Source organism: Nocardiopsis chromatogenes YIM 90109, assembly GCF_000341185.1.
Taxonomy (GTDB): domain Bacteria; phylum Actinomycetota; class Actinomycetes; order Streptosporangiales; family Streptosporangiaceae; genus Nocardiopsis_A; species Nocardiopsis_A chromatogenes.
This window is the reverse complement of record NZ_ANBH01000065.1, coordinates 1-16594: the sequence shown is the minus strand read 5'-3', so window position 1 is coordinate 16594 and position 16594 is coordinate 1. Positions and strand designations below refer to the sequence as shown.

Below are 16594 nucleotides of genomic sequence, written 5' to 3'. Positions count from 1 at the left end.
CCCCCCGGGCGCCCGCCGCACCGGCGGCGCACGCGGAGGTGGTCGGCGAGCGGCCGGTCGACTGGACACCGCACGTGCTCGACGGCAGGGTCAAGGCGATCACCCGGGTCGGCGACACCGTCTACGTCGGCGGCTCGTTCCAGCGGGTCGCCTCGCCGGACCGGTCCACCGTCTACCGCCGCAGCAACCTGTTCGCCTTCGAGCACGGCACCGGGCGGATCCTCGGCTTCTCCCCCGACCCCGACAACACCGTGGCCTCGGTCGTCGCCGCCGACGACGGGGTCTACATCGGCGGTTCGTTCACCCGCGTCGGAGCCACGCCGGTCCGCGGGGCGGCGCTGGTGCGCAGCGACGGCCGCCTCGACCACGGGTTCGACGCGCGGATCGGCCGCGGCAGCGTCTACCGCCTGGCCCGGCACGGCGACGACCTGTACGCGGGCGGCTCCTTCTCCTCGGCGGGCGGCGGGGGCGACCGCGGCATCGCCCGCCTCGACGCGCGCACCGGCGCGGCGGACCGGGACTTCTCCATCGCGATCGGCGAGCAGCGGCGCGGCTCGCTGCGCGTCCAGGACCTGGCCCTGAGCCCGGACGGGGACCGCCTGGTCATCGCCGGGACCTTCATGGAGGTGCAGGGGCAGCGGCGCCCGCAGATCGCGATGGTGGACACCGCCTCCTCCCCCGCGCGGCTGAGCCGGTGGTCGACCGATTCCTACGCCGCCGAGTGCGACTACTCGCGGATGCACACCTATATGCGCCAGATCGACTTCGCGCCGGACGGGTCCTACTTCGCAGTGGTCACCGCCGGCGGGCCGAACGTCAAGCCGGGCCTGTGCAAGACGGTCGCCCGCTGGGAGAACACCGACCGCGCGGGTGCGCGGCCGACCTGGACCAATTACACCGGGGGCGACTCGCTCTACTCGGTGGAGGCCACCGGGGCGGCCGTCTACGCCGGCGGGCACCAGCGGTGGATGGACAACCCGCGCGGGGACCACGACGCGGGCCCGGGGGCGGTCGAGCGCGAGGGGATCGCGGCGGTCCACCCGTTCACCGGCCGGGCACTGCCGTGGAACCCGGGGCGCAGCCGGGGGCACGGGGCCGAGGCGCTCACCGCCACCGAGGACGGGCTGTACGTGGGCAGCGACACCACGCGCCTGGGCGGCCGGGACCGGGCCCGGGTCGGGATGTTCCCCTTGGAGTAGGCCGATGGGCGGCGCGCGGGGCGCGCGGCGGGGCGATGGGCCCCCGCCGTGCGCCCTTTCCGTGCCGCTTCCGTGCCACCCGGCGCCTCGGGGACGGGGTGAACGGGGGTGAGGAGCACGGGGACCGGTCAGGCGGTACCGGCCGCCTCCTGCTTCCCACCCCCGGCGGACCCCTCCGCCTTCTCCGCACTCCCGGCGTCCTCCGCGGCCGTTTCGGCATCCCCGGCCGGATCGCCGGTTCCGGTGCCGCCGTCCCCGCGGCCGGATCCGGCCGATTTCGGCGCGGACGCGGCATCCGGGAGGCCGCCGCCGTCCTCGTGGGCGGCCCCCTCCACCAGGCGGCGGCTCATCCGGTCGGTCCGGGCGGTGATCCGCTCGGAGACCGCATCGCGCTGGCGGGAGAGCAGGATGTAGCTGACCAGGCCGCTGACCAGGGCCGCAAGGATCACCGCGAGCCATGCGCGGGCCCCCAGGAGGTACATGACGCCGTAGGCGACGCCGAACAGCAGGAGCCGTGCGGCGGTATAGGCGAGGACGCTGCGCATGAAACTGCCTCACATGGGGTGGTCTGGTTCACTATCGTGGGGGTCGGCGGCATCGCCGAGCGCCCCTTCCAGGGTAAGGGGCCTTCCGGCGCTGCCCTCGCGGGGAGCCTTGCCGCGGATGATGGGACGTATCGAATCCGACACCTCTATTCGAAGGTCACGGTCCGATCACATATCGCGCACACTCCCCCTGTTCCCCCCGGTTTTTACGAAAACTAGGGAGGAAACGGACTATCTCGTGCACACTAGGGGATCAAACGCCCGCCTCCCCCAGACCACACGGCGGGCCCGAAGGGGGATTGTGAAGGTGGAAAGAGGAAGCGAACGTCTATTGACCCCCGGAGAGGTCGCCTCGCTCTTCCGGGTCGACCCCAAGACCGTGACCCGGTGGGCCGCATCGGGGCGCATCAGCAGCATCCGCACCCCCGGCGGCCACCGGAGGTTCCGTGAGTCCGAGGTCCGGGCGCTGCTCCACGGCGAGGCCACCGAGTCCGCCCCCTGATCTCGCAGCGATCCGCACGAGGAGGACCGCTCCCCCGAAACCGTGCACCCCCGGTCGGTGCGCCGAGCGACACGTCGGTCCCCGCGCGTACGCGGCGGATCGCGGATAGGCTGGACCCATGGTGTGGCTCGCAGGCCTGTTCACGCTGCTCACGATCGTGCTCTGGGTGTACGCGTTCTTCGACGCGCTCACCACCCCGGCATCGGAGGTCCGCAACCTGCCCAAGCTCCTGTGGCTGATCGCGATCGTCGTGTTCACCCCCGTCGGCCCGCTGCTCTGGCTCTTCCTGGGCCGCCCGCGGACGATGGCCCCGGCCCCCGGACCGGCCGCGCCGGACCGGCCCGCGTCCGCCTTCGCGGACGCCGACCCGGCCGACGCCCAGGCCGACCCGGGACACCCCGGTCCGATCGGCCCCGACGACGACCCCGAGTTCCTGCGCCGTCTGAACAAGCGCATCAATCCGGACGAGTAGGCGGGCGGAGGGCCTCGACGGCCGCGGCGCCGTCCCTCAAGGCGCCGCGGCCGTCGGCGCCGCCCTCATCCGGTACGCCTCACGCCCCATCCGGACCCCCTCCCCGTTCCCCGGCCCCGCCTGCCCTCCGCCCGATCCCCGGCGGTGCAGGCGGGCGGCATGGCCGGGTGCCCCGCTCGGGGGCTCCGGCCGGGCGGCAGACCCTCGGCGTGAGGGGCCGAGGCGGCGACGACGAAGGTCGGCGACCCTCACCGCAGCGTCGTCGGGTGGCGGGCGTGTGCGTGGTCGCTGCGCTTGGCGGTGACGGCGGAGCCGGTGCCCCGCTCACGGGCCCCGGCCGGGCGACGGGCCTGCGGGGTGTGAGGGAGAAGAGCGGCGACGACAGGGGTCCGCGGCCCTTCCGGAAGCGCTGTCGGCCGTGCGGCGTGTGCGTGGTCACCGCGGTCGGCGGCGACGGAGTGACGGGGCGGTTCCCCGGCCCTGCTTGCCGTCCGGCGGGTCTCTCGCGGACCGGGTGGGGCGGCGCGGCCGGGAAGGTGAAGCATATTCGCGTTCGTGGCGGCCGCCGGGCCAGTGCACCCTCCCCACCATGATCGCGACGATTGTGCCGTCGAAACCGCCGGAATGACAGCGCTTCCGTCGCGATCATCGCGGATGGACTCACCTTCCGGGCATACCGGGGAGAAGGAAGGGCCTTCCGTGGTCCTGCGTGGTGGAATCAGCACCTGATCGCCCTGAAAATGGCGATTCCGCCGCGCAGGATGCCCCCGGGGACGCCCTCGGGACCCAAAATGCTGGTTCCGGCCACGCCACCACCGGCCCGATGTCCGCTTCACCCGGTTTCCTGGCCCCCGGAGCGCCTCCCGCACCCCGTTCGACGGCCGGGGCGGCTTCGCGGGCGGCGCGGGTGTGCGTTCATCGCGATACGTGAACGGGATCCGGCGCCAGAAGGCCCCTAAACGGCATGCCTGGGCCGTTTGTCGGGCCCGGCGTCACCGCCTGTAGTCGATATCGGCCCCGTGTGGGCCCGGGGAGCCCGACTGAAGCGCCCAGGCGACCCCGCGCCCGCACCCGCGCCCGAGCCGAACACCCCGATCGGGCACGAATAGGGCATATCGTTCCCAGAACCTGTTCTGGAATCGCGCTCTTCGTCGCCTCGGGGCCGCCGGGAACGTCGTTGGGCGCGCTTCCCGCCCCCGCCCGCACCTAACGCGGAGTATTCCCCCAGGTCACGGCACTAACGGGTGGTGCGGTGCGGGCCAGGGCGCCGTTCTGGATGTCGAAGAGCGCGACCCCCGGGGGCTGCACCGCCCCACCCGGTCCGCGAGAGACCCGCCGGACGGCAAGCAGGGCCGGGGAACCGCTCCGTCACTCCGTCGCCGCCGATCACGGCGAGCACGTACACGCCGCACGGCCGACAACGCTTCCGGAAGGGCCGCGGACCCCTGTCGTCGTCGCCGCCTTCACCCTCACACCCCGCCGACCCGCCACCCGGCCGGGGGCCGTGAGCGGGGAACCGGGCCGGGCCCGTCCTCCTGCACGGCCCTCAGGCGTAGCTGTGCAGTCCGCTGAACATGTAGTTCACCCCGAAGAAGTTGAACATCAGGGCGGCGAAGCCGAGCACGCCGATCCAGGCCGAGCGGGTGCCCTTCCACCCGGCGGTCGCGCGGGCGTGCAGGTAGGCGGCGTAGATGACCCACGTGATGAAGGACCAGACCTCCTTGGGGTCCCAGCCCCAGAAGCGGCCCCAGGCCTCGTCCGCCCAGATCGCCCCGGCGATGATGGCGAAGGTCCACAGCGGGAAGGCGATCACCACGAACCGGTGCGAGACCCGGTCCAGCAGCTCGGGGCTGGGCAGCTTGGCCGCGATCCCGGCCACCCGCTCGCCCATGGCGCGCTTGGCCTCGGTCCGGTGGGACAGCAGGTAGGTGATGGCGGCGGCGCCGGAGACCATGAACGCGCCGGTGGCCACGATGGCCGCGGAGACGTGGATGGCGATCCAGTACGAGTGCAGCGCCGGGACCAGCGGGCCGGTCTCGGTGTAGAGCCAGCGGGCGGCGATGCCGAGCAGCAGCACCACCGGCAGCAGGATGAAGGTGCCCAGGTAGCGGGCCTGGTAGCGCAGGGCCGCGTAGAGGAAGGCCGCAACGGAGCACAGGCTGATCGCCACGACGAACTCGAACATGTTGCCCCAGGGCCAGCGGTCGGCGGCCAGCCCCCGGGTGACGATCTGGGCCAGGTTGAGCACGAAGCCCACCCCGGCCACGACCAGCGCGATCGCCCCCAGGACGTTGCGCGAGGCCGACGCCTGCGGCTCGGAGCCGCGCACGGAGAAGCTCAGGTCGTCGCCGTCGCGCTCACCGCCGGTGCCACCGCCGGCGCCGGGCGCCGGTGCGGCGTCCAGGTCCACAGTGGAGGAGCCGCCGGCCGCGGCGGACGCCTCGCCGCCGTGCCCGCCCGCCGCGGCCGGGGCTGCGGCGCCCACCGGCACCAGGCGGTTGCCCTTCAGGGCCGTGCGGCGGCCGTAGGCCGCCTCCAGGGCGAACAGGAACAGGGCGACGGCGTAGGCCACGATCATCGCGATGATCAGGTGGTCGCTGAACGACGCCAGGTCCTGTTCCGCCGCCGTCTCAGCGGCGAGCTGGTACACCACCGGCTACTCCTTCGACGATGCGGGTCCGTCGGCCGCGGGGTCCTCCCGCAGCCGGTCTCTGAGCTCGGTCGCCAGGCGGTGGAACTCCTGGCCGTTGGCGGTCGACTCGGTCTTGCCGAGCCCCGCCACCTCGACAACCGTACGCCCGTCCGGTCCGGCGGACGCGCGCACCCACGCCCGGCGGGGGCGCACGAACAGGGTGCCGAGCAGCCCCAGCACCGCCAGCGCGGCGGACAGCAGGGCGGGCAGGCGGCCCGGGTTGTGCGTCATCTGCAGGGTCGCGAAGTCCTTGTACCCCTTGAAGGTGATCTCCCCGGCGCCGTCGGGCAGCTCCCAGGTGTCGCCGGGGCGCAGCGTCTCGGAGGCGCCCAGCTCCTCCATCCGGGAGGTGTCCAGCTGGTACACCGACTGCGCCTGGCGCATGCCCAGGTCGCCGGCGTAGGCGGTGAGGGTGACCGCGGGGTCCTCGGGCGAGGGGAACACCGAGGCCAGCTCCGACTCCCCGTCCTCGCCCGTGCGCTCCTGGGCGGTGGGCAGGAAGACGCCCTCGAAGCCGAGGCCCTCGGGGAGGGCGTCGGGCACCTTGACCACGCCGTCGGAGGTCTGGCCGGGGTCCCCGTTGCGCGGCAGGAACGGCACCGGCTGGTCGAAGACGACCTCGCCCTCGCCGTCGCGCACCTCGAACTCGGGGGCGTAGCCGTGGCCCAGCAGGTACACCTGCACCCCGCCGACCGACAGCGGCTCGTTGACCTCCAGCGTGTGGTGGCGCTCCCGGGCACCGGGGTGGTCCTTGTAGGTCATCTCGCCCCGGAAGGACTCGGCCTGGCCGCTGAACCCGCCGTCCTCGACGAACTTCGCGTCGAAGGAGTCCAGGGTGAAGGAGAACGGCGCCAGTTCGTCCTGGTCGGCCGCCACCCCGGGGTAGAAGGAGTCGTAGGAGGTCAGCGTGTTGGCGAAGCCGTCGCCCTCGGCGACGAGCATGTTCCCGCGGTAGCCGAGGGCGTACCCGGCCGCCAGGGAGACGAGCAGGCCCAGCAGGGCGACGTGGAAGACCACGTTCCCGGCCTCGCGCAGGTAGCCGGTCTCCCCGGAGAGGGAGTCGCCGTAGCGCTCCAGCCGGTACCGCTTGAACACGGAGCGGCCCCGCTCCAGCACCCGCTCGGGTTCGGCGTCGGTAGTGAAGCGGGCCGAGTAGGGCATGCGGCCCAGGTTGCGCGGCGTCTTCGGGGGACGCGCCCGCACCAGGCGCAGGTGCGCCAGGGCGCGGGGGATGACGCACCCGGTCAGGGAGACGAACAGCAGCAGGTAGATCGCCGCGTACCAGGGCGAGGAGTAGACGTCGAAGAGGAAGAACCGCTCCAGCCAGGGCGCGAGCTCGGGGTGCTCGGTGTAGTACTGGGCGACCTGGTCGGGGCTGACCACGCGCTGGGGGAGCATGGAGCCCGGGATGGCGCCCAGGGCCAGCATGAACAGCAGGATGAGCGCGGTGCGCATGGAGGTGAGGATCCGCCAGGCCCAGCGGGCCCACCCCAGCGGGGACAGGCCGCCCGGCGCCCCGGCTCCGCCCGCGCCGTCCGTCCTGTCGCCCTTCTTGCGGGTGCTCGTGGTCGCCATGGGTCAGATCACCGTCTCGAAGCCCTGCGTCCAGCCCTGCATGACCGCCGTGATGTCCGCCCACACGCCGGTGACCAGCAGCAGCCCCACGAGGACGAGCATGCCGCCGCCGACGGCGGTGATCGCGCGGGTGTGGCGGCGCGCCCAGGAGAACGCCCCCAGCGCGCGCCGGTAGGCCAGCGAGGCCGCCACGAACGGCAGGCCCAGGCCGATGCAGTAGGCCAGCGACAGCAGCGCCCCGCGCGCGGCGCTGCCCTCGGTGAAGGCCAGCGTCTGCACGGCGGCGAGGGTGGGGCCGATGCACGGCGTCCAGCCGAGGCCGAACAGGACGCCCAGCAGCGGGGCCCCGGCCAGGCCCGCGCCGGGCAGGCGGTGGAAGCGGAACTCGCGGTTCAGCCCGGGCAGCACGCCCATGAAGGCCAGGCCCAGGGCGATGGTGAGCACGCCGAGCACCCGGGTGATGGTGTCGGCGTAGTCGATGAGCAGCCCGCCGACACCGCCGATGAACACGCCGACCGCGACGAACACGAAGGTGAACCCGGCGATGAAGAGCAGGCTCCCGGCCAGCATGCTCCACTTGCGGGCCTGCAGCTCCTCGTCGGCGGTGCGCACCGCGGTGGCGGTGCCCGCACCCGGACCCGCCTCCGCGCGCCCGGCCTCGCGGGCGGCCTCGCGGGCGGCCCGGTTCCGGGCGGCCATGTCGGCGCCGGACATGCCGGTGACGTAGGAGAGGTAGCCCGGCACCAGCGGCAGCACGCACGGCGACAGGAAGGAGACCAGCCCGGCGGCGGCCGCCAGCGGGACCGCCAGCAGCAGCGACCCCCCGATCACCGTCTCGGCGATCATTCCTGCTCCTCGACGACCGTCTGCACCAGCCCGGTGAGCTGGTCGTAGTTGGTCTCGCCGATGACGCGGGCGGCGATGCGGCCCTCGGGGTCGATCACCAGGGTGCTGGGGATGGCCTGCGGCGGCACGGTGTCGCGGAACGCCTGGGGGACCTCGCCCGGCTGGTCGTACAGGCTCGGGTAGGCGACCTCCTGCTTGCGCTCGAAGGCCTCGGCGGCGTCGCGGTCGTCCTTGATGTTGACGCCGAGGAACTCCACGCCCCGGTCCTCGAAGTCGCCGTGGACCTCGTTCAGGACGGGGGTCTCCGAGCGGCAGGGGCCGCACCAGCTCGCCCACACGTTGAGGACGAGCACCCCGCCCTCGTAGTCGGCGAGGGAGGCCTCCTCGCCGTCGAGGGTCTCGCCGGTGTAGGCGGGGGCGTCGACCCGCTCGTCGGGGGCGAACTCGGTGGCGGTGCCGTCACCGGAGATGTAGCGGCTGTCCTCACCGCCGGAGCCCGCGGTCTCGGCCGGGTCGTTGGCGCACCCGGCGGCCAGGAGCGCGGCGGCCAGGGCGGCGGCCGGCAAACGCCCGGCACGGCACAGGGCGCCGGATCTGCGTGAGGGCATCAGGGAACCTCGGAACACACGGCGGGCACAATCGTCGACAACGACGAAGTGTAGTAGAGGCTCCCGGCCCCTGATCCCCGGGGCTCACCAAGGCCGTGACGTGCACGGACAGGGGGCGTCCGCACGTGGGGGCGCGCCTGCCGCGCGACGCCCGGGCCACCCTGCCCGCACCCCTGCGGCGGCCGCACACGGACGCCGCACGCGGCCCGGACGGCCCAGACGGCACGGACCGGGCCCACACGGGGGACTCACCCGGAGGGCGATGGGCGGGGCTGCACCGCCCCCCGTCGGGTGCGCCTTCATCCGGTGCCGGAGCGGCACCGCGACCGGTCAGCCGGCCTCGACGAAGGCCTCTCGGAGGTAGTCGTGCACGGCACGCTCGGGGACCCGGTAGGACCGGCCCACGCGGATCGCGGGCAGCGCACCGGAGTGGACCATGCGGTAGACGGTCATCTTGGACACTCGCATGATCGTGGCCACCTCGGCCACGGTCAGGAACCTGACCTCTTCCAGCGGAGCCTTACTCCTGTTCATGTTCGGAACGCCCTCACTTCCGGACGTGCGCGTCGGTGTCCCTGCCTCTCCCCGCCGCGGAGGCCCGTCAGGAGCGGCGCGCCCTGGGTGCGCCGCCGACCCCGCCACCGCGCCGGGGTGTCGTTGAAGTAACTGCTGACACGTCCGTTTTCAGGGTAGATCCGCGTTCACGGCATTGAAAGGCCGGGTTTGCTGTCCCTGCAGCTATACGGGGGCGGCGGGTCCCGTGAGGTTTAGGGGGTGGGTATAAAAGCTCCCGGCCCCGCCCAGGGGCCTGCGCTCACCCCGCCAGACCCGCCCTGTGCAGGACGTACGCCGACAGCGGCCGGTAGTCCTCGGTCGAGTATCCGTCGTCCAGCGGCACGGTGGCGTGCAGTTTTCCCTCGTCCTCGGCGAGGAACAGTGCGGGATCGTTACAGTCGGCGAACCCCGCCGTACTGATGCCCGCCTCGCCCGCCGCACCGGCGAACCCGTGGTCGGCGATGACCAGCTGCGGCCACGCCTCGCCGCGGCGGCGCAGGTCCTCCAGGGCCGCCTCCATGGCGTAGGGGTGGTGGCTGTGCCGGGGCTCGCCCTCGGCGTCGGTGACCATGCCCACCCCGTCCCGCCAGACCAGGACCCGCTCGCCGGGCAGGTGGCCGGTGTCGGTGGCGTAGGAGAAGCCCTCCCCGGCGGTGACCACCGGGCAGCCGCTGCGCTCCAGGGCGCGGGCGAACCCCCGGTAGGTGGCGTGCAGGTTGACGGGGTGGCCGGTGGCGACCATGACCCGCTCGCGGTCGCGGGCGGCGCGCGCCATGCGGTCGGCGAGCGCCTCCAGGGCGTCGGCGGTCCGGTCGGGGTCGATGGTGTCCACGCCGGACTCGTGGGCGGGGTCGGCCACCACGCCGCAGCGCTTGGCCATCAGCGCCAGGATGTCCGGGTAGGACCAGGTGCGGGCGAAGGTGAGGCCGAACATGTGGTACGGGTCGCGCTCGGCGAGCCTGCGGTAGTGCCGCAGGTTCCCCTGGCGCGGGGTGTCCACGTGCCCGGCGATGCCCGTCCTGACCATGTGCGCGATGAGCTCGCTGCGCGAAGGCGGCGTCACCCGTCTCCCCCTTCTCCTCTGGGCCTGCAGGCCGCTCGGCTGTGTGGCTGTCCTGTCGGCCCCCGCTACAGGGTCGGGTCGATGCCCTGGCTGGGGAAGACCGCCCGGCGGGTGGCCTGGATCGCCTGGTCGACCGGGTCCGCAGGGTCGAAGCCCGCCTCGAAGGGGGTGAACTCGGGGGTGCGGCCGTCGGTCATGTACAGCGGCGGCACGTCGCCGGTGCGCTCGCGCACGAAGCGGCGCCATTCCTCCGGGGTGGCCGCGTCCGGGTCGACCCGGGTGCCCGCGGCCTCGGCCAGCAGGTGGGTCCAGGCCCGCGGGACCACCTGCACCAGCTCGTACCCGCCGCCGCCGAGCACGACCCAGCGGCCCCCGGCGGTGGTCTTGGCCAGCTCGTGCAGCTCGCGGTAGATGCGGCGCTGGCCGTCCAGGCTGAGCATCAGGTTGGCCAGCGGGTCGAGGGCGTGCGCGTCCGCGCCGTGCTGGGTGACCAGCACCTCGGGCTGGAACTCGCGCAGCAGCGGGGGCACGACGGCGTCGAAGGCGCGCAGCCAGCGGGCGTCGTCGGTCCCGGCGGGCAGGGCGACGTTGACGGAGTAGCCCTCGGCGCCGGGGCCGCCGCTCTCGGAGGGGCGGCCGGTTCCGGGGAACAGGGTGAGCGGGGACTCGTGCAGGCTGATCGTCATGACCCGGGGGTCGTCGTAGAACATGGCCTGCACGCCGTCGCCGTGGTGCACGTCCACGTCGACGTAGGCGACCCGCTTGGCGCCCTGTTCCAGCAGCCAGGCGATGGCCAGGGAGGCGTCGTTGTAGACGCAGAACCCCCAGGCGTTGCCGGGCATGGCGTGGTGCAGGCCGCCGGCGATGTTGGCGGCGTGCTCGGTCTCGCCCTGCCACACGGCGCGGGCGGCGGCCACCGAGGCGCCCGCCACCAGCGACGCCGCGTCGTGCATGTCGGGGAAGACGGGGTTGTCGGGGGTGCCCAGGGAGTGTGCCTCGTCGGGCTCCAGGGTGTGCCCGGCCCGCTTCACGGCCTCGATGTAGCCGGGGTCGTGGATGAGCTTGAGCATCTCGTCCGAGGCCGGTTCGGCGGGGACGAAGGACAGTCCGGGGGTGTCGAACACGCCGAGTTCGCGGGACAGGGCCATGGTGAGCTCCACCCGCACGGGGTTGAGCGGGTGCTCGGGACCGAAGTTGTAGGACGTCAGCCCGTCGTCCCAGGCGATGTGCAGCGAGCAGGCCATGCGCCCTCCCCCTGGCGTTGGTGCGGTCCACGCGTGTGTCCGGTGACACACATACTCAAGCACACCCGGACGCAGCGGTGCGATCCGGGCAGGCCCCGCGCCCCGTCACCCCTCGGAGAGGGCGCGGCTGCGGTCCCGGGCGGCCTCGATGGCGTCGGTGAAGGCGGTGCGCACCCCGTGCCGCTCCAGCTCGCGCACGGCGGCGGCGGTGGTGCCGCCCGGGGAGGTGACGGCCTCGCGCAGCACGACCGGGTGCTCGCCGGACTCGCCGAGCATCGCCGAGGCGCCGGAGATGGTCTGGCGCACCAGCCGCTGGGCGGTGGCGCGGGGCATGCCCATGGCCACGCCCGCCTCGACCATGGTCTCGGCGATGAAGTAGAAGTAGGCCGGGCCGCTGCCGGAGATGGCGGTGACGGTGTCCATGTGCCGCTCGGCGACGACCTCCACCTCGCCGACCGCCCGCAGCAGCTCCTCGGCGCGCTCCAGGTGGGCCGGGTCGGCGGCGCGGCCGCCGGTCACGGCGGTCATGCCCTTGCCGACCAGGGCGGGGGTGTTGGGCATGGCACGCACTACCGGGACGCCGTCGCCCAGGTGCTTCTCCAGGACGGCGGTGGTGATCCCGGCCGCGACGGAGATGACCATGGTGCCCGCCCCCAGGTGCGGGTTGAGCTCGTCCAGGAGGTCGACCATGTCCTGCGGCTTGACCGCCAGGACCAGTGCGTCGGCGGCCGCGGCCTCGGCGGCCGGGACGGTGCGCACCCCGTAGCGCTCGCGGAGCTCGGCGGCGTGCTCCGCGCGGGGTTCGGTGACCAGTACGTCCTCCGGGCCGTGCCCGGTCCCCAGCAGGCCGGCGAGCAGCGCCTCGCCCATCTTGCCCGCGCCAATGATCGCGATCATCCACTCACCCTTTCGGACGCATTCCACTCTATGGCGGTAACGGAGCGCAGTGTGACGCGTCCGGCGGTTTCCGGGGCATGGGCCCCCTGGGCTCGGACCCGGCCGGGCGCCGGGCCGCCAGGAGTGCCAGGTGAAGAGGCGGCGACGGCGGAGCTGGTCCCCCGCCTACTGGCCCCGGGCCCGCTCGGTCGTCGAGCGTGCACGAAAGTGCACACCGGATGCGAGGTGGCGGTCGAAACAGCACACTCGTCGCCGCCCGAGGGCCGCACCGCACCTCCGGCTGGGGCTGGAACCCCCTTCCCGGGCTCCCCGGGGGCATCCATGGTGGTGAAACCTACGCGAAACCGCTGATCGGAGCGCTCCACCCGCTTCGTGCTGCTCTGCAAGGTGGACGACCGCGCCGCGCGGAGCGTGGGCGCGGCCCTGTCCGAGCACATCGGCGCCCTGCCCGCCGCGCTCAAGCGGTCCCTGGCCTGGGACCAGGGCATCGAGATGGCCCGCCACGCCGAGTTCTCGGTGGCCACCGGGGCTCCGGTGTCCTTCTGCGACCCGCACTCGCCCCGGCGGCGCGGCACCAACGAGAACACCGACCGGCTGGTGCGCGACTACTTCCCCAAGGGCGTCACCGACTTCAACGAAGTCGGGGCCGACGAGCTGGCGCGGGTCCAGGACCTGCTCAACAACCGGCCCCGCAAGACCCTGGGCTACCGCACCCCCGCCGAGGCCCTCAACGACCACCTCGTTGCAACAACCGATTGACACCACCTCGCCGAACCCCCGCGGCGTGTCCGGAATGCCCAGGATGCACTCCGGGCGGCGGTCCCGCCGGGCCCAGCTCCGGGCCCGGAGGCCGACCGGGGCGCCCACCCCCAGCCCCGGCCCGTGTCGTCGCCGCCCTTCACCCCACGCCCCGGCGGATGGCCAGGGCCTGCAAGCGGGGGACCGGCCGGGCCCGGCTACGGCCCATCCCGTCTACGGCACCGGGGACGCCTCTTCCCATGAGCGGTTCCGGCCCTCCTCGTGCAGGGCGGCGAACCTCTCCTCGCCCAGGGCCGCCCGTGCCGCGCCGGTGATGCGGTCGACGTCGAACCGCTCCGGGGCGGGCTGGGGCGCCCCCGTGGCCTCGCGGGCCGCCTGGGCGGTGCCCAGCAGGCGGGCCGCGTTCCCGGCCATCCCCTCCAGCACGTCGGTCCCGGCCAGCCCCTCCAGGGCCTGGGCCACCGCGCGGGGGTCGCCCGTGCCCCGGGACGCCTCCAGGCCCTCCAGGTGCAGCCGCCGGGCCAGGGCCGCGTCGCCGCGCATCTCCGCGGCGAAGCCCAGCTCGGCCAGGACCGAGGCCCGCCCCGGCTGGTACCCCTCCTCCTCGTGCACCTCCAGCACCGGCCGCAGGTGCGCCTCGGCCTCATCGAGGTCGCCCCGGCGCCGGGCCGCCATCCCCAGGCCGCCCATGGCCAGCGTCGCCGGGCCGGTGCAGCGGTCCGCGCCCAGGCGGCTCAGCGCCTGCCGGTTGTAGCGGTCGGCGGCGGCCAGGTCGCGGGTGGCCAGCGCNCCCCGCCCCCCGGAGCCGCACCAGCTCCTCGGCGGCGGCCGCCCACAGCCCCGCCTCCTCGGCCGACCGCTGCGCCCGCTCCTGGCGGCGCCGGGCCTGCGCGTAGTCGCCCGTGATCGTCGCGAGCACGCCCAGCAGCCCGGCCCCTCGCGACTCGCCCCACGGGTCGCCGGTGCGCAGGAACAGCCGGTGGCACTCCTCGGCGTCGCGGCGCGCCGCGTCGAGGTCGCCCCGCCGCAGCAGGTCCCAGGCGCGGCCGTACAGCGCGAACGCCCTCCCCCACGTGTCGTCCAGGGCGGTGAACCCGTCGAGCGCCGCCTGGGCCAGCTGCCCCGCGGAGGGCAGCCCTCCCCCGCCGCCCGCGAACGCGGGCACCAGGGCCATGAGGGCGCGCGCCTCGGCCAGTTCGGCGTGCAGGCCCGCGGCCTCCAGGGCGCTCAGGGCGGCCCGCGCGTCGGTGGCCGCCTCCTCCGCGCAGCCGCACATCCGCCCGAGCACCGACCGCCACGCCAGGGCGCGGGCCCGGAGCCCGTCCGGGGCCGCCCCCGGCGCCTCCAGGGCCAGGGTCAGGTCGCGCACCGCCTCGCCGTTGCGCCCGCGCAGGTAGCGGTGCCACCCCAGGGCCACGGCGAGGCGCAGCGCGGACTCGGCGTCGCCGTCCTCCGCGGCGCGCGCGAGCGCCGTGCCGAGGTTCGGCCCGTCCGCGTCCAACGCCTCCAGGGCGCGCCGCTGGCCGGAGCCGCGCAGACGCGCCGCGGCCTCCTCGCCGACCGCCGCCCAGTGCGCGACGTACAGGCCGCGGGCGCGCCCCGCTTCGCCCGCCTCGGCGAGCCGCTCGCGCCCGTAGGCGCCGATGGTCTCCAGCAGCCGGTAGCGGGCGGTGCCGTCGGGCCGGTGCTCCACCTCCACCAGGGAGCGGTCCACCAGGCGCGCCAGCACCTCCCACACGTGCTCGTCGCCCTCGGGCTCCCCGTAGGGCCGCGGTGCGGCCACCGCCTCGGCCGCCGCGGGCGGGAAGGAGCCCACCTGCACGCTGATCCGCCGGAGCACCGTGCGCTCCCGCTCCCCGAGCAGGTCCCAGCTCCAGTCGACCACCTCCCGCAGTGTCCGGCGGTGCGCCCCCGAGGCCGGGTCGGCCAGCACGCGGAACCGGTCGTCGAGGCGCTCGGCCAGCTCGGCCACGCCCATGCCGCGGATCCGGGTCGCGGCCAGCTTCACGGCCTTGGGCAGGCCGTCGAGGCGGCAGCAGATCGCCGCGACCGCCTCGGCGTTGCGTCCGTCCAGCACGAACCCGGGGGCGGCGTCCGAGGCGCGCTCGGCGAACAGCCGCACCGCGTCGTCGGGGGCGAGCACGGGCACCCTGTACAGCGACTCGCCGGATACGCCCAGCGGTTCGCGGCTGGTGGCCAGCACCCGCAGCCCCGGGGCGGCGCCCAGCAGGCGCTCGACGAGCTGCCCGGCGGCGGCGCTCACCTGCTCGCAGTTGTCCAGCACCAGCAGCGCCCGGCGGTCCCGCAGGACGGTGGTGAGGCGGTCGGCCGCCGAGCGCATGCCGGGCTCCGTGCGCCCGTCGCGCAGCTCCAGCGCGGCCGCCACGTGCTCGGCCAGCCGCTCGCCGTCGGCCTGGGCGCCGTCCCGCTCCAACAGCTCAACGAGCCACACCCCGTCGGGGAAGCGGTCCCGGGCGCGGTCGGCGACCTGCAGGGCGAGCGTGGTCTTGCCGACCCCGCCGGGGCCGGTGAGGGTGGTCAGCCGGACCCTGTCGAGGAGGGCGACGAGCCGGCCGGTGTCCTCCTCGCGGCCGACCGGCTCGATGATCGGCGCCGGGAGGTTGCCCTTGCGGGACGGCGGGCCGCCGTCCCCGGCCCCCTCCACCGACCGGTCGAGGATCTCGGCGTGCAGCCGCTCCAGCCCGGGGCCGGGGTCGACGCCGACCTCCTCGGCCAGCAGCGCCCGGAAGTCGCGGTAGCTCTCCAGGGCCTCGGCCTGGCGGCCGGAGAGGTACAGGGCGCGCATGTGGGCGGCGCGCAGGCGCTCCCGCAGCGGGTGGGCGCGCAGCAGCGGGTCCAGGTCGCCGACGAGGGCGGCGTGCTCGCCCAGCGCCAGCCGGGCCTCGGCCAGCTCCTCCCGGGCGGCCGCGCGCCGCTCCTCCCAGCGCGCGACGGCGGCGGCGGCGAACGGGGCGTCGGCGTGGTCGGCCAGGGCCGGGCCCCGCCACAGGGCCAGGGCCCGGTCGAGCGCCGCGGCCGCGTCGGCGGGGGCCGGGGCGGTGCGGGCGCGCTCCAGCAGTTCGGCGAACCGGTGGACGTCCAGTTCGCCGCGGCCCACGCGGAGCCGGTAGCCCGACGGTCCGGACTCGACCCGCTCGCGGGCCCCGGGCTCGGCCGCGTCCAGGGCCCGGCGCAGACGGGAGACGGCGGTCTGCAGCGGCGCGGCCCCGGCGGGGGCGTCCGGGCCCCAGAGGTCCTCCAGGAGCCGGTCGGCGGACACGGGTTCGCCCTCGGCCACCAGCAGGGCCGCGAGCAGGGCACGCACCTTCGCCCCGGGGACGGCGACCTGTTCCCCGTCCTCCGTGCGCGCCTCGACCGGACCGAGCACACCGAATCGCATGGCTCCAAGGCTAGGGCGTGTCCCCGGAACAGTCCCTCCCGCACCGGGGCCGGACACGGTCCTAGAGGGTGGTTGCAGGGGCCATGGCCTACTGAGCGGCGCCCAGGCACGCCCCTCGCCGCGTTCTCATCGGTCGACAGCGCGCCCAGGCTGACTCCTCGCTTTTCGGGAACACAGCGGCCTTGCGATGGACATGACACCGCCAGTGCCTTCTATGGCTGGTTCTGTTCGTGAGTA

At 74.6% G+C, this 16594-nt stretch carries 14 protein-coding genes and 1 pseudogene; 4 read left to right on the top strand and 11 right to left on the bottom strand.

The window, feature by feature from the left end:
- The coding region (locus D476_RS0106600) for a hypothetical protein (protein ID WP_017623170.1) at positions 1–1199 on the top strand (1199 nt) is incomplete at its 5' end.
- 128 nt (positions 1200–1327) lie between these two features.
- Here the strand turns inward: D476_RS0106600 and D476_RS0106595 are convergent.
- On the bottom strand, positions 1328–1744 hold the full coding sequence (locus tag D476_RS0106595; RefSeq protein ID WP_017623169.1) for a DUF4229 domain-containing protein: 417 nt from the start codon (positions 1742–1744) through the stop codon (positions 1328–1330).
- 301 nt (positions 1745–2045) lie between these two features.
- Here D476_RS0106595 and D476_RS0106590 point away from each other — a divergent pair, with 301 nt between their 5' ends.
- Both D476_RS0106590 and D476_RS0106585 read left to right on the top strand, forming a co-directional pair.
- Positions 2046–2246: a BldC family transcriptional regulator gene (locus tag D476_RS0106590; protein ID WP_026123301.1), complete on the top strand. Its 201-nt coding sequence runs from the start codon at positions 2046–2048 to the stop codon at positions 2244–2246.
- A gap of 118 nt (positions 2247–2364) precedes the next feature.
- Positions 2365–2718 carry a PLD nuclease N-terminal domain-containing protein gene (locus tag D476_RS0106585; RefSeq protein WP_017623167.1) on the top strand — a complete coding sequence of 118 codons (354 nt, stop codon included), beginning with the start codon at positions 2365–2367 and terminating at the stop codon, positions 2716–2718.
- 1546 nt (positions 2719–4264) lie between these two features.
- On the opposite strand, the gene ccsB is transcribed toward D476_RS0106585, so the two are convergent.
- The 8 genes from ccsB to proC all read right to left on the bottom strand — a co-directional run bounded on the left by ccsB (position 4265) and on the right by proC (position 12198).
- On the bottom strand, positions 4265–5371 hold the full coding sequence (gene ccsB / locus D476_RS0106580) for a c-type cytochrome biogenesis protein CcsB (RefSeq protein ID WP_017623166.1): 1107 nt from the start codon (positions 5369–5371) through the stop codon (positions 4265–4267).
- A 3-nt stretch (positions 5372–5374) separates the two neighbouring features.
- Positions 5375–6985 carry a cytochrome c biogenesis protein ResB gene (gene resB / locus D476_RS0106575; RefSeq protein ID WP_017623165.1) on the bottom strand — a complete coding sequence of 537 codons (1611 nt, stop codon included), beginning with the start codon at positions 6983–6985 and terminating at the stop codon, positions 5375–5377.
- 3 nt (positions 6986–6988) lie between these two features.
- Entirely contained in the window at positions 6989–7831 is an 843-nt protein-coding gene (locus D476_RS0106570; RefSeq protein ID WP_017623164.1) for a cytochrome c biogenesis CcdA family protein, read from the bottom strand.
- A complete protein-coding gene (locus tag D476_RS0106565; RefSeq protein WP_026123300.1) occupies positions 7828–8439 on the bottom strand; it encodes a TlpA family protein disulfide reductase in 612 nt (203 codons plus the stop codon). Before D476_RS0106565 ends, D476_RS0106570 begins: the two co-directional genes overlap by 4 nt.
- A 330-nt stretch (positions 8440–8769) precedes the next feature.
- Complete coding sequence (locus D476_RS0106560; protein WP_017538107.1) at positions 8770–8973, bottom strand: helix-turn-helix domain-containing protein; 204 nt, start codon at positions 8971–8973, stop codon at positions 8770–8772.
- Between the two features lie 280 nt (positions 8974–9253).
- Positions 9254–10057, bottom strand: a complete 804-nt coding sequence (locus tag D476_RS0106555; protein ID WP_017623162.1) for a phosphatase — start codon at positions 10055–10057, stop codon at positions 9254–9256.
- A 65-nt stretch (positions 10058–10122) separates the two neighbouring features.
- Complete coding sequence (locus D476_RS0106550; protein WP_017623161.1) at positions 10123–11301, bottom strand: acetoin utilization protein AcuC; 1179 nt, start codon at positions 11299–11301, stop codon at positions 10123–10125.
- Positions 11302–11406: 105 nt separating this feature from the next.
- A complete protein-coding gene (gene proC, locus D476_RS0106545) occupies positions 11407–12198 on the bottom strand; it encodes a pyrroline-5-carboxylate reductase (protein ID WP_017623160.1) in 792 nt (263 codons plus the stop codon).
- Positions 12199–12564: 366 nt separating this feature from the next.
- Here proC and D476_RS35470 point away from each other — a divergent pair.
- Positions 12565–12957: pseudogene (locus tag D476_RS35470) on the top strand (IS30 family transposase); the annotation flags it as partial.
- A 213-nt stretch (positions 12958–13170) separates the two neighbouring features.
- Here the strand turns inward: D476_RS35470 and D476_RS39630 are convergent.
- Both D476_RS39630 and D476_RS32345 read right to left on the bottom strand, forming a co-directional pair.
- Positions 13171–13647: a tetratricopeptide repeat protein gene (locus tag D476_RS39630; protein ID WP_051061631.1), complete on the bottom strand. Its 477-nt coding sequence runs from the start codon at positions 13645–13647 to the stop codon at positions 13171–13173.
- Positions 13601–16357 (bottom strand): BTAD domain-containing putative transcriptional regulator, encoded by a 2757-nt coding sequence (locus D476_RS32345; RefSeq protein WP_051061629.1) that lies wholly within the window; start codon positions 16355–16357, stop codon positions 13601–13603. The genes D476_RS39630 and D476_RS32345 overlap by 47 nt, the downstream gene beginning before the upstream one ends.
- Positions 16358–16594 lie beyond the last annotated feature (237 nt).

What these genes read in the sequence shown, in the direction of transcription:
- resB (WP_017623165.1), bottom strand. Translation starts at nt 6,985, where the DNA reads ATGGCGACCACGAGCACCCGCAAGAAGGGCGACAGGACGGACGGCGCG.
- D476_RS0106565 (WP_026123300.1), bottom strand. Translation starts at nt 8,439, where the DNA reads ATGCCCTCACGCAGATCCGGCGCCCTGTGCCGTGCCGGGCGTTTGCCG.
- D476_RS0106595 (WP_017623169.1), bottom strand. Translation starts at nt 1,744, where the DNA reads ATGCGCAGCGTCCTCGCCTATACCGCCGCACGGCTCCTGCTGTTCGGC.
- D476_RS0106585 (WP_017623167.1), top strand. Translation starts at nt 2,365, where the DNA reads ATGGTGTGGCTCGCAGGCCTGTTCACGCTGCTCACGATCGTGCTCTGG.
- proC (WP_017623160.1), bottom strand. Translation starts at nt 12,198, where the DNA reads ATGATCGCGATCATTGGCGCGGGCAAGATGGGCGAGGCGCTGCTCGCC.
- D476_RS0106570 (WP_017623164.1), bottom strand. Translation starts at nt 7,831, where the DNA reads ATGATCGCCGAGACGGTGATCGGGGGGTCGCTGCTGCTGGCGGTCCCG.
- D476_RS39630 (WP_051061631.1), bottom strand. Translation starts at nt 13,647, where the DNA reads ATGGGCGGCCTGGGGATGGCGGCCCGGCGCCGGGGCGACCTCGATGAG.
- D476_RS0106550 (WP_017623161.1), bottom strand. Translation starts at nt 11,301, where the DNA reads ATGGCCTGCTCGCTGCACATCGCCTGGGACGACGGGCTGACGTCCTAC.
- D476_RS0106560 (WP_017538107.1), bottom strand. Translation starts at nt 8,973, where the DNA reads ATGAACAGGAGTAAGGCTCCGCTGGAAGAGGTCAGGTTCCTGACCGTG.